The 14,937-nt window shown below is 61.6% G+C and carries 11 protein-coding genes; all 11 read left to right on the forward strand.

The window, feature by feature from the left end; genetic code table 11:
* Positions 1-147 precede the first annotated feature (147 nt).
* The gene (locus tag E8F20_RS15045; RefSeq protein WP_280284426.1) at positions 148-921 is read left to right on the forward strand and encodes an AraC family transcriptional regulator; all 774 of its coding nucleotides are present in this window, start codon (positions 148-150) and stop codon (positions 919-921) included.
* 144 nt (positions 922-1,065) lie between these two features.
* Positions 1,066-3,126 (forward strand): TonB-dependent receptor, encoded by a 2,061-nt coding sequence (locus tag E8F20_RS15050; protein ID WP_280284427.1) that lies wholly within the window; start codon positions 1,066-1,068, stop codon positions 3,124-3,126.
* A gap of 567 nt (positions 3,127-3,693) precedes the next feature.
* The gene (putP, locus tag E8F20_RS15055; RefSeq protein WP_280284428.1) at positions 3,694-5,187 is read left to right on the forward strand and encodes a sodium/proline symporter PutP; all 1,494 of its coding nucleotides are present in this window, start codon (positions 3,694-3,696) and stop codon (positions 5,185-5,187) included.
* Positions 5,188-5,489: 302 nt separating this feature from the next.
* Positions 5,490-7,445: an acetate--CoA ligase gene (acs, locus tag E8F20_RS15060; protein WP_280284429.1), complete on the forward strand. Its 1,956-nt coding sequence runs from the start codon at positions 5,490-5,492 to the stop codon at positions 7,443-7,445.
* Between the two features lie 623 nt (positions 7,446-8,068).
* A complete protein-coding gene (locus E8F20_RS15065) occupies positions 8,069-8,851 on the forward strand; it encodes an ABC transporter substrate-binding protein (RefSeq protein ID WP_280284430.1) in 783 nt (260 codons plus the stop codon).
* A gap of 108 nt (positions 8,852-8,959) precedes the next feature.
* Entirely contained in the window at positions 8,960-9,649 is a 690-nt protein-coding gene (locus E8F20_RS15070; protein WP_280284431.1) for an ABC transporter permease, read from the forward strand.
* On the forward strand, positions 9,646-10,344 hold the full coding sequence (locus tag E8F20_RS15075; protein WP_280284432.1) for an ABC transporter permease: 699 nt from the start codon (positions 9,646-9,648) through the stop codon (positions 10,342-10,344). Before E8F20_RS15070 ends, E8F20_RS15075 begins: the two co-directional genes overlap by 4 nt.
* Before the next feature lie 4 nt (positions 10,345-10,348).
* A complete protein-coding gene (locus E8F20_RS15080; RefSeq protein ID WP_280284433.1) occupies positions 10,349-11,461 on the forward strand; it encodes a M14 family metallopeptidase in 1,113 nt (370 codons plus the stop codon).
* Between the two features lie 19 nt (positions 11,462-11,480).
* A complete protein-coding gene (gene aotP, locus E8F20_RS15085; protein WP_028626373.1) occupies positions 11,481-12,245 on the forward strand; it encodes an arginine/ornithine transport ATP-binding protein AotP in 765 nt (254 codons plus the stop codon).
* Positions 12,246-12,341: 96 nt separating this feature from the next.
* On the forward strand, positions 12,342-13,328 hold the full coding sequence (argR, locus tag E8F20_RS15090; RefSeq protein WP_280284434.1) for a transcriptional regulator ArgR: 987 nt from the start codon (positions 12,342-12,344) through the stop codon (positions 13,326-13,328).
* A gap of 291 nt (positions 13,329-13,619) precedes the next feature.
* Positions 13,620-14,840: an aspartate aminotransferase family protein gene (locus E8F20_RS15095; protein ID WP_280284435.1), complete on the forward strand. Its 1,221-nt coding sequence runs from the start codon at positions 13,620-13,622 to the stop codon at positions 14,838-14,840.
* The last annotated feature ends 97 nt before the right edge of the window (positions 14,841-14,937 follow it).

Genomic DNA, 14,937 nt, shown 5'->3' on the forward strand with positions numbered 1-14,937 from the left:
GGGGGCACCTGGCAAATGGCTTACCCAGGCTAGATGGGGTAACGCGGAAGGCATTTCAACTGCGCTGGGTGATGACACTCTGCCAGGTGGCGCTGTGCAACCTGGGTTGCGACGGCTAGAATGCGCAAAATTTGATCAAGTTGCCCTATGCTCGAAGCCCGCCTCCTGCGCCTGGACGACCAGGCCCACCATCACGCCCATGACCATCACCAACTGGTTATGTCCATCGCTGGCCGCGCCGCGTTTGAGGTGGATGGCCGTGGGGGGGAAGTTTGCCGGATGCGCGCCTGCCTGGTGCCAGGGGATACCAGGCACGATTTCGCGGGCGTTGGGGACAACCGCATGCTGATTCTCGATCTGGATGAGCAAGGCACCCCGGCCGAGGACCTCGAGCTGCTTGGTCGCCTTTTCGAGACCCCGCGCTACCCGGAGTTGGATGCCGACTTCCAGAACCTCTTGAACTACGCCGGCGCGGAACTCGCCCGTTATGGCAGCGATCCTATGCTGGCTCGTTCCCTCGGTGGCATCCTGCTGCGCGCCCTGTACCTGCGCCTGTTTGGCGAGACGCAGCGGCGTCCGGTCAGCAGTCTCGATATCGAGCGGCTGGACGGCTACATCCAGGGCAACCTGTCGCGGCGGATCAGCGTGGCGGAGTTGGCCCAGGTCGCTTGCCTGAGTCCCAGCCACTTCCATGCGCAGTTCAAGGACAGCCTGGGCCTGACCCCTCATCAGTACCTGCTGAAAACCCGCCTGGATCGCGCGGCCCGCCTGTTGCGCGAAAGTGAGCAGCCGCTAGTGCGTATCGCCGAAGAATGCGGGTTCTCCAGTCAGAGCGCGCTGACCACGGCCATGCGCCGCTATCTTGGCCTGACGCCCAAGCGTCTGCGTGGCGCAGACATGACCTCCATGCCCCACGATTAGCTGTACTGTGCCCAGCCGTTGTGAATCACTCTTAATTGTTACGTTATAACGCTATATAGTTGTGCCTCGCAGTGATCATCCCTGCGCTTGTCTGCCAACAGCACCGTGCAATGCGGTGCGTCATACGGATATCAGAGGTACAACATGAAAGCGTTTCACCATCCTCTCGCCTTGGCCATTGCCCTGGCGCCGAGTGCGGCTGCCCTGGCTGACGAGGCCAGGACGCCTTTGGAGCTGGAGAGCAACGTCATCAGCGCCAGCGCCCTGTCCAGCGCACCCAACGACATGGTCAGCCCGGCGGCCGTGCTACAGGGCGACGAACTGATGCTGCGTCGCGAGGCGACCCTGGGGGAAACCCTCGACGGCCTGCCAGGCGTGCGTTCCAGTAGCTTCGGCGCGGGGGCCAGTCGCCCGGTCATCCGGGGCCTGGATGGCGCTCGGGTGCGGGTCCTCAGTGATGGAGTCGATGCCTTGGATGCCTCCACGATCAGCCCTGATCATGCGGTCAGCTTGGAGCCGATGCTGGTTGAGCGTATCGAAGTACTCAAAGGGCCAGCGACCTTGCTTTATGGCGGTGGAGCCATCGGTGGTGTGGTCAATGTGATCGACAAGAAAGTGCCTACCTACATTCCCGAGAAGGGTTACGAGGGGGAAGTCGAACTGCGCGCCAACAGCGTGGCCAACGAAGGCGCCGGGGCGTTCGGTCTGACTGCCGGAGCGGGGCAGTTCGCGATGCGTGTCGAGGGGGTCAAGCGCCAGGATGACGAGTATGAGATTCCCGGTGCCGGAGGCGAACCTCGTTCCAGCAAACAGACGGGCTCCTACAACGACACGGATACCGCCACCCTCGGTGGTAGCTGGATCGGTGACCGTGGGTACCTCGGCCTGGCCTACACCCAGCAGAACAATCGCTACGGTCTGCTGGCCCACGAGCATGCTGACTGCCATATGCACGATCCGCGCGACTGGCACTGCGCGAGCCATGACGATGAAGGCCATGACGACGAACATGACGAAGATCACGACCAAGAGCATGCCGAAGGCGGTGTGCCTTACATCGACATGGAGCAGCGTCACTGGGACCTGCGTGGTGAGTACCGTGAACCGCTGCCGGGTTTCGAGCTGGGCCGGCTCCGTGTGGGTCACAGTGACTATGAGCACCGGGAAGTAGAAGGAGGCGAGACTGCGACCACTTTCCGCAACGACGCTACCGATGCTCGTCTGGAGTTGACCCATGCGCCGCTGCTGGGCTGGCGTGGCGTGCTAGGTGGTCAGACACTGCGGCGTGATTTTCAAGCGCTGGGTGAAGAGGCCTACGTGCCGCCAACACTCACGCGCAACCATGGCCTTTTCCTGCTGGAGGAGTACCGGGTTGGCGACTGGCGCTACGAGCTCGGTTTGCGTCACGAGTGGCAGGACATTGACGCTGAAGGCCAGCACGGCGCCAGTCATCGCGGCACCTCGGCTTCGGCCGGGGCGGTCTGGAGTTTTGCCCCGGAGTATTCACTTGGGTTGACCCTGTCGCGTTCGCAGCGCCTGCCCACCGCCGAGGAACTCTATGCCAACGGGCCTCACGCGGCGACTCGCACAGTAGAGCTGGGCGATCCGGAGCTGGAGGAGGAAACCTCCCACAATGCCGAGCTGTCGTTGCGCAAGCACACTGGCCGTACCCAGTTCAGTCTCAGTCTGTACTGGAACCAGGTGAATGACTTCATCTACGCCGCCGACACGGGACGTGACATCGGTGGTGGCATGCGCGAGATCCAGTACAGCCAGGACGATGCCGTGTTGACCGGCGCAGAGGGTGAGGTCAGCTACCGCTTCACCGATGCCACCCAGGTGAGCCTGTTTGGTGATCATGTGCGTGGAAAGCTGCGTGATGGCGGTGACCTGCCGCGCATTCCGGCGGATCGGTTGGGCATGCGCCTCGATCAACGCCTTGCCCCGTCGCTGGCCGGCCAGCTGGAGTTCTACCGGGTGCAGCGTCAGGACGAGGTCGCGGCATATGAGAGCGAAACGGGTGGTTACAACATGCTCGGTGCTTCGCTGACCTACGACGGGCGTTTGCAGAGTACCGACTATCAGGTTTATCTGAAGGGGAGCAACCTGCTGGATTCCGTTGGGCGCAACCACAGTTCCTTCATCAAGGATGAGGTTGTCCTTCCTGGGCGCAACCTGACGCTGGGGCTGCGTCTCGCGTTTTGAGGCTATGCGCCGGCTGCTCTGCTGAGCAGCCGGTTGCACCTTTTGGCGGAAAGTTCCCTGAATCAGAGGATTCTGAAAGTGAATCAGAGAATCTGACAAGAAAGGCGTAAGGCCATGTCTCTAAATTCCGCACTCGCCTTGCGACCGCCGGCAGTCTGGCGTGCCCTTGCGAGCCGGAATGGTTGTACTAGACCAAAGTAGTAGCGATCCCGGTGAGTAAAGGGGGTGATGTCGATAGCCCGTCACGTCGGTTCGGTGTTGGTCCGCCAAGCCCACCCGCTTGTCGTTCTCTTCATCGTGGTCCATGGCAGCGCGACCTCCGTAACTCATGAGGCGCCGAAAGGAATTCATTGATACGCATGGTGGGCCGGGCCCTCAGTGCCGATTCATCGTCGTATTGGCAGGGCCGGATGCTCTGTGACCATTGCCCGACCGGGATTGCATCGGCCCTCTGGCTGGCGTGGTCGGGAAGTAAACCGGTAGCCGCCAAAAGCGTCTGCCAAAAAGCAACCACGGAGCGGATACCCGCCGCATCCGAATAAAAACAAACGAGCAGGGGAGACCCCCATGAGTGTGAGTAACCCGACACTGATCACTTTCGTGATCTACATCGCGGCCATGGTGCTGATCGGCTTCTATGCCTATCGCTCCACCAACAACCTTTCCGACTACATCCTCGGTGGCCGCAGCCTCGGTAGCTTCGTTACCGCACTGTCCGCCGGCGCTTCTGACATGAGCGGCTGGCTGCTTATGGGCCTGCCAGGTGCCGTCTACCTCTCCGGTCTCTCCGAAAGCTGGATCGCCATCGGCCTGATCGTTGGTGCCTACCTCAACTGGCTATTCGTTGCCGGCCGTCTGCGCGTGCAGACCGAGCACAACGGCAATGCCCTGACCCTGCCGGACTACTTCACCAACCGCTTTGAAGACAACAGTCGCGTCCTGCGCATCTTCTCCGCCGTGGTGATCCTGGTGTTCTTCACCATCTACTGCGCATCCGGCATCGTGGCTGGCGCCCGTCTGTTCGAGAGCACCTTCGGCATTTCCTACGAAACCGCCCTTTGGGCCGGTGCTGCCGCCACTATCTGCTACACCTTCGTCGGTGGTTTCCTGGCGGTAAGCTGGACCGATACCGTCCAGGCCAGCCTGATGATCTTCGCCCTGATCCTCACCCCGATCATCGTGATGATCGCCACTGGTGGCGTCGATCCGACCTTCATGGCCATCGAAATGAAGGACGCGACCAACTTCGACATGCTCAAGGGCGCTACCTTCATCGGCGTGATCTCCCTGCTCGCCTGGGGCCTGGGCTACTTCGGTCAGCCGCACATTCTGGCGCGCTTCATGGCTGCCGACTCGGTCAAATCCATCCCCAATGCCCGTCGCATCTCCATGGCCTGGATGATCTTCTGCCTGGCTGGTGCCGTGGCCGTCGGCTTCTTCGGCATCGCCTACTTCTCCGCCCATCCGGAGCAGGCTGGTGCCGTGGGTGAGAACCACGAGCGCGTGTTCATCGAACTGGCCAAGATTTTGTTCAACCCCTGGATCGCCGGCGTGCTGCTGTCCGCCATTCTGGCCGCTGTGATGTCCACCCTGAGCTGCCAGCTGCTGGTGTGCTCCAGTGCCCTGACCGAAGACTTCTACAAGGCCTTCTTCCGCAAGAATGCCAGCCAGTTGGAACTGGTGTGGGTCGGTCGTGCCATGGTGCTGCTGGTGGCTGTGATCGCTATCGCCATCGCCGCCAACCCCGAAAGCAAGGTGCTGGGGCTGGTGTCCTACGCCTGGGCTGGCTTCGGTGCTGCTTTCGGTCCGGTGGTGATCCTCTCCCTGGTGTGGAAAGGCATGACCCGTAACGGTGCGCTGGCCGGCATGGTCCTTGGCGCGGTCACCGTGGTTCTGTGGAAGAACTTCTTCGGCTGGACCGGTCTGTACGAAATCGTTCCGGGCTTCATCCTCTGCACCCTCGGCATCCTGATCTTCAGCCGCATCGGCAACGGCCCGTCCGCCGCCATGATCAAGCGCTTCGACGAAGCCGAGAAGGAATACCAGGACGCCCACGTCTGACTCTGTATGGCGCGCGGCCGGTCGTCCGCGCGCCATCAGCCGGGCTTGACGTCCGGGCTCTCACCAACGACCCGATAGTGCTTCGCCGGCCCATGTCCTCTGATATCGGGCCGGTTTTTTTCGCCCCGGAAAAGGTTGTGGCGTGTTTGGGTGGCGCCTGTTCGCCAGCGCCCAGCCGTACGTCATTTTTACAGCTTCGACCATAGTCCGGGTTTGGTAAGACCATGGTCGAATGGCCCTACAGAAGAGCGGGGGATACAAAAGGCGCCATACAAAAACAACTACCCACCGAGGTAAGACCCATGAGTGCTGCTTCTCTGTATCCGGTCCGCCCTGAAGTGGCCGCCCAGTCCCTGACGGACGAGGCGACCTACAAAGCCATGTACCAGCAGTCCGTGATCAATCCTGATGGCTTCTGGCGTGAACAGGCCAAGCGCATCGACTGGATCAAGCCTTTCACCAAGGTGAAGCAGACCTCCTTCGACGACCACCACGTCGATATCAAGTGGTTCGCTGATGGCACCCTCAACGTTTCCGCCAACTGCCTGGACCGCCACCTTGCCGAGCGTGGAGACCAGGTCGCGATCATCTGGGAAGGCGACGACCCTTCCGAACACGAGCACATCACCTACCGCGATCTGCATGAACGCGTCTGCAAGTTCGCCAACGCCCTGCGCGGTCAGGACGTACACCGCGGCGACGTGGTGACCATCTATATGCCGATGATCCCGGAAGCCGTGGTGGCCATGCTGGCCTGCACCCGTATCGGTGCCATCCACTCCGTGGTGTTCGGTGGCTTCTCCCCTGAGGCTCTGGCCGGTCGCATCATCGACTGCCGCTCCAAGGTGGTGATCACCGCCGACGAAGGCTTGCGCGGCGGCAAGAAGACCCCGCTGAAAGCCAACGTCGATGACGCGCTGACCAACCCTGAAACCAGCAGTGTGCAGAAGATCATCGTGGTCAAGCGCACCGGCGGCGATATCAAGTGGAACCAGCATCGCGATGTCTGGTACGAGGATCTGATGAAGGTGGCGGGTAGCACCTGCGCGCCGAAGGAAATGGGCGCCGAGGATCCGCTGTTCATCCTCTACACCTCCGGCTCCACCGGCAAACCCAAGGGTGTGCTGCACACCACTGGGGGCTACCTCACCTACGCCTCGCTGACCCATGAGCGCGTATTCGATTACCGCCCGGGCGAGGTGTTCTGGTGCACCGCCGACATCGGCTGGGTCACCGGCCACACCTATCTGGTCTACGGTCCGCTGTCCAACGGCGCGACGACTGTCATGTTCGAAGGCGTGCCGAACTACCCGGACATGACCCGCGTCGCCAAGATCGTCGACAAGCACAAGGTCAACGTTCTCTACACCGCCCCCACCGCCATTCGCGCCATGATGGCCGAGGGCAAGGCTGCGGTCGAAGGCGCTGACGGCTCCAGCCTGCGTCTGTTGGGTTCCGTGGGTGAGCCGATCAACCCGGAAGCCTGGCACTGGTACTACGAGAATGTCGGCCAGGGCCGCTGCCCGATCGTCGATACCTGGTGGCAGACCGAAACCGGCGCCTGCCTGATGACCCCGCTGCCGGGCGCCCACGCCATGAAGCCGGGCTCCGCGGCGCGTCCGTTCTTCGGTGTGCAACCGGCACTGGTGGATAATCTCGGCAACATCCTGGAAGGCGCGACCGAAGGCAACCTGGTGATCATTGATTCCTGGCCGGGCCAGGCTCGCACCCTGTACGGCGACCACGACCGCTTCGTCGACACCTACTTCAAGACTTTCAAGGGCATGTACTTCACTGGCGACGGCGCTCGTCGAGACGAGGACGGCTACTGGTGGATCACCGGTCGCGTGGATGATGTACTCAACGTCTCGGGTCACCGCATGGGTACCGCAGAAATCGAGAGCGCCATGGTCGCCCACCCGAAAGTTGCCGAGGCTGCGGTGGTGGGTATGCCCCACGACATCAAAGGGCAGGGCATCTACGTCTACGTCACTCTGAATGCAGGAGAGGAGTCTTCCGAGCAACTGCGTCAGGAGCTGAGGAACTGGGTGCGCAAGGAGATCGGTCCGATCGCTACCCCAGATGTAATCCAGTGGGCTCCGGGCCTTCCGAAGACCCGCTCGGGCAAGATCATGCGCCGCATCCTGCGCAAGATCGCCGTCGCCGAGTATGACACCCTCGGTGACATCTCCACACTGGCTGATCCCGGAGTGGTGCAACACCTCATCGATACTCACCGCACCATGCAAGCTGCCTGATCGGGGCTTGTCGCAAAACCCCGCCCTGGCCACAAGCCGGGGCGGGGTTTTGCATTTCAGGGGCAGGGCGCTTGCACGTTGCCGTTGCGTTTAATCGAGCCCGGACGCTAGCGCGACTGCAGTCGGCCCGGTAGGCCGGGCATCACGCCTCGCTGCAAATACCGATTTCTTATCGAGTTTTCGGCGGGGGAGGGGTGGTCGAGTAACAGTGCCCGTTACAGGCCGCACCATTCTGGTTCCATTGGGAACGTATTGTCCTTTGTCGGGGCGTTATTTGGGTCGCCAGAATCAAGGTGAAACTCGCAAGGTCCCGGAATTAAAGGGGCTTATTTTTTATGGTCCGATAATTGCCTGTTTGAAAGGTTCTGCATCTGATCTTTCCGGCATTTTTATTCATGCCTGTCAATGCTCTTCATCCCCCTCTCCGGTGCTTCTGTAATTTGTTGTCGCATTGAAGAAATATCGACTTCGGGGCTGTGGCTAGAATGCCGCACACCCAGTCGGAGCCTTTTGCCTACGGCTTTCAGCCAGCAAAGACGACGACTCTTTCTACAATTCGTGGACCGTCTGGGCGAATTCTCACGCTGCCAACAGAAGCCATATCCCTTTGAAGGAGTCATAAGATGAAGAAGATTGCACTTCTCGGCGCCATGGCGCTGTCCCTGTTGTCGCCGCTGGCCGCCATTGCTGATGATGCCAAGCCCCTGCGCATTGGTATCGAAGCTGCTTACCCGCCCTTCGCCTTCAAGACGCCGGAAGGCACCATCACTGGCTTCGACTACGACATCGGCAATGCCCTGTGCGCTGAGATGAAAGTCGAGTGCAAGTGGATCGAGCAGGAGTTCGATGGCCTGATCCCAGCCCTGAAAGTACGCAAGTTCGACGCCGTACTTTCCTCCATGAGCATCACCGAAGAGCGCCTGAAGTCGGTGGACTTCACCAAGAAGTACTACCACACCCCCGCTCGCCTCGCGATGAAGGAAGGCACCGTCATCAATGACCCGCTGACTGACCTTAAAGGCAAGAAAGTCGGTGTGCAGCGCGCTTCCATCTATGACCGTTACGCGACTGACGTCTTTGCGCCTGCGGGTGTTGAAGTGGTTCGCTACAGTTCGCAGAACGAGATCTTCCTGGATATGTCCGCTGGCCGCCTCGACGCCACCCTGGCGGACGTGGTGAACATCGACGACGGTTTCCTCAAGACCGATGCCGGCAAGGGCTTCGCCCTGGTAGGCCCGGCTTTCACCGAGAAGAAGTACTTCGGCGAAGGTGCTGGCATCGCCGTGCGCAAGGGTGACAAGGCCCTGGCCGAGAAGATCAACAATGCCATCGCCGCCATCCGTGCCAATGGCAAGTACAAGGAAGTACAGGACAAGTACTTCAAGTTCGACGTCTACGGCGAGTAATCGCATTTCCCTGAAAGTGGCACAAACTTCACATAGCGGTTTGTGCCACTTTTTCGTTGTGGCGGTGCCGCCCGGAGCATTCCGGCGCGCTGCATGAGGATTTGAATCATGCTCAACGGCTACGGCTCGACCATTCTCGATGGTGCCTGGCTCACCCTGTTGCTGGCCCTGTCTTCCATAACCATGGCCGTGGTGCTCGGTCTGATCGGTGCGGCGTTCCGACTGTCCCCGATCAAGTGGTTGTCCCTGCTGGGTGAGGCTTACGCCACCGTGATCCGTGGCATTCCTGACCTGGTGCTGATCCTGCTGATCTTCTACGGCGGTCAGCAGATCGTGAACGTCGTCGCGCCGATGGTCGGCTACGACGACTACATCGACCTGGACCCCTTCTGGTCAGGCGTTTTTACCCTTGGCTTCATCTTCGGCGCTTACCTGTCCGAGACCTTTCGCGGTGCCTTCATGGCAATCCCGAAAGGGCAGGGCGAGGCGGGGATGGCCTATGGCATGAGCGGCCCCAAGGTGTTCTTCCGCATTCTCGTGCCGCAAATGATTCGCCTGGCTATTCCCGGCTTCACCAACAACTGGCTGGTGTTGACCAAGGCCACCGCGCTGATTTCGGTGGTCGGCCTGCAGGACATGATGTTCAAGGCCAAAAGTGCAGCGGACGCTACCCGTGAACCTTTCACCTTCTACCTCGCGGTTGCCGCGTTGTACCTGGTGCTGACCAGCGTTTCCCTGCTGGCGCTGCGCTACATGGAGCGACGCTACTCGGTAGGCATCAAGGCGGCTGAACTATGATCTTCGACTACAACGTGATCCTGGAGAGCCTGCCGCTCTACTTCGGTGGCGTGCTGGTGACCTTGAAGCTGCTGGTCATCTCACTGGCTCTGGGGCTGACTGCAGCAGTTCCGCTGGCATTGATGCGCGTATCCAAGCAGCCCTGGGTGAATTTCCCGGCCTGGCTCTACACCTATGTGATCCGCGGCACTCCGATGCTGGTGCAGCTGTTCCTGATCTACTACGGCCTGGCGCAGTTCGAGGCAGTGCGTGAGAGCGTCCTCTGGCCCTACCTGTCCAATGCGACCTTCTGCGCCTGCCTGGCATTTGCCATCAACACCAGCGCTTACACTGCGGAAATTCTTGCTGGCAGCATCAAGGCCACGCCCCACGGCGAGATCGAGGCAGCCAAGGCCATGGGCATGTCCCGCGCCAAGCTCTACCGCCGCATCCTGCTGCCGTCGGCCCTGCGTCGTGCGCTGCCGCAGTACAGCAATGAAGTCATCATGATGCTGCACACCACCAGTCTGGCGTCCATCGTCACCCTGATCGACATCACTGGCGCCGCGCGCACTGTGAACTCGCAGTACTATCTGCCGTTCGAGGCCTTCATTACTGCCGGTGCGTTTTACCTGTGCCTGACCTTCATCCTGGTGCGCCTGTTCAAGGCCGCCGAGCGTCGCTACCTGGCCTATCTGGCCCCGCGCAAGGCCTGACGTCATGCAACGTATTGACCACGAGCTGCCCTGGGGATGCCTGGGAACCCGCCGCCAACTGACGGTCTTCCGATTCGGCACTGGCGCGCGCAAGGCCTACATCCAGGCCTCGCTGCATGCCGATGAGTTGCCGGGCATGCGCGTTGCGGTCGAGCTCAAGCGCCGCCTGCGCGAACTGGAAGGGCAAGGCCGCCTGAGCGGTGTGATTGAACTGGTGCCGGTGGCCAACCCCCTGGGGCTTGGTCAGGTGCTCCAGGCGGTCCAGCAGGGTCGCTTCGAGCTGGGCAGCGGCAAGAACTTCAACCGTGACTTCGCTGACCTGGCCGGCCTGGTGGCCGAGCGCCTGGAAGGTCGTCTGGGTGTCGACGCTGCGGCCAACGTGGCGCTGATCCGTCAGGCCATGGGCGAGGCACTGGCCGCACTGCCCCCGGCTGGTTCCGAGCTGGCAGGCATGCAGCGTTTGCTGTTGCAGCATGCCTGCGATGCCGACCTAGTGCTGGACCTGCACTGTGACTTCGAAGCTGCGGTGCATTTCTACTGCCTGCCGCAGCACTGGAACGAACTGCGCCCGCTGGCTGCGCGTCTGGAGGCCGGTGCGGTACTGACCGCCGAAGATTCCGGCGGCAGCTCATTCGACGAATCCTGCTCGCTGCCCTGGCTGCGCCTGGCCCAGCGCTTCCCTGAAGCGTCGATTCCTCCGGCCTGCATGGCGACTACCGTGGAGCTGGGTAGCATGGCCGATACTGACAAGCCGCTGGCCGAGGCGCGCGCCGAAGCCATTCTGGCCTTCCTCGCCGAGCAGGGGCTGATCACTGGTGAATGGCCGGCGGCCCCGCAGGATTGCTGCGAGGCGACGCCGTTCGAAGGCGCTGAATATCTCTATGCACCGCACTCCGGCGTCGTGAGCTTCCTCCAGAGCGCCGGTGCGAAGGTCAAGGCTGGCGATCCGCTGTTCGAGGTGATCGACCCGCTGGACGACCGTCATGCGGTGGTTTGCGCGTCGGTTGACGGCGTGCTGTTCGCGCGTGAGCGGATGCGATTCGCGCAACCTGGACTTTGGCTGGCCAAGGTGGCTGGCCGTGAACCCATTCGTCAGGGACGCCTGCTGAGCGACTGAGCCAAACGAGACCGAAACCATGTACAAACTGGAAGTCCAAGATCTGCACAAGCGCTATGGCAGCCACGAAGTCCTCAAGGGCGTGTCCTTGGCGGCGAAGGCTGGCGACGTCATCAGCATCATCGGCTCGAGCGGCTCGGGCAAGAGTACTTTCCTGCGCTGCATCAACATGCTGGAGCAGCCCCACGGCGGCAAGATCCTCCTCAATGGCGAAGAGCTGAAGCTCGTGGCCAACAAGGACGGTGGCTTGAAAGCGGCCGATGCCAAACAGCTGCAGCGCATGCGTTCGCGTCTGGCGATGGTGTTCCAGCATTTCAACCTCTGGTCGCACATGAGCGCCCTGGAGAACGTCATCGAGGCGCCCGTGCATGTGCTCGGCGTGCCGAAAAAGGAAGCCATCGAGAAAGCCGAGCACTACCTGGCCAAGGTGGGCGTGGCCCATCGCAAGGACGCCTACCCGGCGCACATGTCCGGTGGTGAGCAGCAGCGCGTGGCTATCGCCCGTGCCTTGGCCATGGAGCCGGAAGTCATGCTGTTCGACGAACCCACCTCGGCACTGGACCCGGAATTGGTGGGTGAAGTGCTCAAGGTCATGAAAGACCTGGCGGTGGAAGGCCGCACCATGGTGGTGGTGACCCACGAGATGGGCTTCGCCCGCGAGGTTTCCAACCAGTTGGTGTTCCTGCACAAGGGGCTGGTAGAAGAGCGTGGTTGTCCCAAGGAAGTGCTGGCCAATCCGCAATCCGATCGCCTCAAACAGTTCCTTTCCGGCAGCCTGAAGTGATCTCCGTCGCGGCGGCCCCAGGGCCGCCGCGGTGCATTCGAGACCTGTCCTTGCCTTGTCCCTTTCCTTTTACCGGGGTCTGCTAAGCTGCCTGCCATGACTGCCCATCGAATCGCTTTTCTCCTCTGGCCCGGTACCAAGGCGCTGACTCTGGCGCTGGCCGAGGAAGCGCTGCGCGTTGCCCAGCGATTGCATCCGGACGTGGTTTACGAGATGTCCTTCCTGCAGGCCGAACCGGCCGCCGAAGCGGCTTGGCGCCTACCCGGCGAAGCCTGGACCGGTAAGCTCGACGGCCTGCAGCGCCTGTTCCTGTTGGCCGATGAGCCGCCGGCGCAGATGTCGCCGGCTCTTTCAGCGGCCATCAAGCATTCGGTACGTGCCGGCTGCGTGATTGGTGGACTGTCCGCGGGTGTCTATCCATTGGCGCAACTGGGCCTGCTGGATGGCTATCGCGCAGCGGTGCACTGGCGTTGGCAGGATGATTTCACCGAGCGCTTCCCCAAGGTGATCGCCACCAGTCATCTGTTCGACTGGGATCGTGATCGTCTCACTGCCTGCGGTGGTCTGGCGGTGCTCGACCTGCTGCTGGCAGTGCTGGCCCGTGATCACGGTGCCGAACTGGCTGGGGCGGTATCCGAAGAGCTGGTGGTCGAGCGTATCCGCGAAGGCGGCGAACGGCAGCGCATTCCACTGCAGAATCGTCTGGGTTCCAGCCACCCGAAGCTGACCCAGGCCGTGCTGCTGATGGAGGCCAACATCGAAGAGCCGCTGACTACCGACGAGATTGCTCAGCATGTCTGCGTGTCCCGTCGTCAGTTGGAGCGGATCTTCAAGCAGTACCTCAATCGGGTGCCCAGCCAGTACTACCTGGAGCTGCGCCTGAACAAGGCGCGCCAGATGCTGATGCAAACCAGCAAGTCGATCATCCAGATCGGCCTGTCCTGCGGCTTTTCCTCCGGCCCGCACTTCTCCAGTGCTTACCGCAACTTCTTCGGCGTCACCCCTCGCGAAGACCGCAACCAGCGCCGCGGTTCCAGTCCCTTCGACACTCAGCAGCCGGTCGCAGTGGCCGAGCACGGCTGATCCCTCACCGCTCTTCTCTTGTAGGGACGAATTCATTCGCCCCTACAGATATCCCAATCCCCTCGAGCGTCAATACTCACCAGTCACCCCGTGGAGAAATTTTCCCCACGGGTGCGTAGCGGTGGCGATCAGCGTTTAAACTGCGCCTTCCCGACGCTTTCTGTCGCATTTCCATAAGCGTCGGTTTTCGCGGGGTTGGCGCTGTAAGAAGTTGTCGCATGGCGGCAATGCCAACCCCGAATCAGTCCCTACAATCCTTTCATCACTAGCCGTTCATGGCAGGAGAAACTGATGTCCGTTGAGCATGCGCAGGTCGAGCGCGCCGATTTCGACAAGGTGATGGTTCCCAACTACGCCCCCGCCGCATTCATTCCGGTGCGTGGTCAGGGTTCCCGAGTCTGGGACCAGTCCGGTCGCGAGCTGATCGATTTTGCCGGCGGTATCGCAGTGAACTCCCTTGGCCACGCGCACCCGGCGTTGGTCAAGGCGCTGACCGAGCAGGCCAACAAGATCTGGCACGTCTCTAACGTCTTCACCAACGAGCCGGCCCTGCGCCTGGCCAAGAAGCTGGTTGACGCCACCTTTGCCGAGCGCGTGTTCCTGGCCAACTCCGGCGCTGAAGCCAACGAAGCGGCTTTCAAACTGGCCCGTCGCTATGCCCATGACGTCTATGGCCCGCAGAAGCACGAGATCATCTCCGCCACCAACAGTTTCCACGGTCGCACCCTGTTCACCGTGACCGTGGGGGGGCAGCCGAAGTACTCCGATGGCTTCGGCCCGAAGATGGAAGGCATCAGCCACGTGCCTTATAACGACCTGGAAGCCCTGAAGGCGGCCATTTCCGACAAGACCTGTGCCGTGGTTCTGGAACCCGTGCAGGGCGAGGGCGGCGTGCTGCCGGCCGACAAGGCCTACCTGGAAGGTGCCCGCAAGTTGTGTGACGAGCACAACGCGCTGCTGATCTTCGACGAAGTGCAGAGCGGCATGGGTCGTACCGGCCACCTGTTCGCCTACGAGCACTACGGCGTGACCCCGGACATCCTCTCCAGCGCCAAGAGCCTGGGTGGCGGTTTCCCCATTGGCGCCATGCTGACCACCAGCGAAATCGCCAAGCACCTGTCCGTGGGGACTCATGGCACCACCTATGGCGGTAACCCGCTGGCCAGCGCAGTCGCCGAGGCCGTGCTGGACGTGATCAACACCCCGGAAGTGCTCCGCGGCATCAACGCCAAGCACGACCGCTTCAAGACCCGTCTCGAAGCCATTGGTGCCAAGTACGGCATCTTCACCGAGGTTCGCGGCCTGGGACTGCTGATTGGCGCCGTCCTCTCCGACGCCTGGAAGGGCAAGGCCAAGGATGTGCTGAATGCCGCCGAGCAGGAAGCCGTCATGGTCCTGCAGGCCAGCCCGGACGTGGTGCGCTTTGCCCCCAGTCTGGTGATTCCGGACGCGGACATCGATGAAGGCCTGGATCGCTTCGAGCGCGCTGTCGCCAAGCTGACCCAGGCGTAAGCCTCTGCTGGACGCGGCGCAGGGAAGCGCTGCGCTGCGATCCCAGGGATGGAACAGATTCATGCGTGAGTGCGGGCCATAGGGGCCCGGCTTATCT

Source organism: Pseudomonas sp. BN415, from assembly GCF_029871195.1.
GTDB lineage: Bacteria > Pseudomonadota > Gammaproteobacteria > Pseudomonadales > Pseudomonadaceae > Metapseudomonas > Metapseudomonas resinovorans.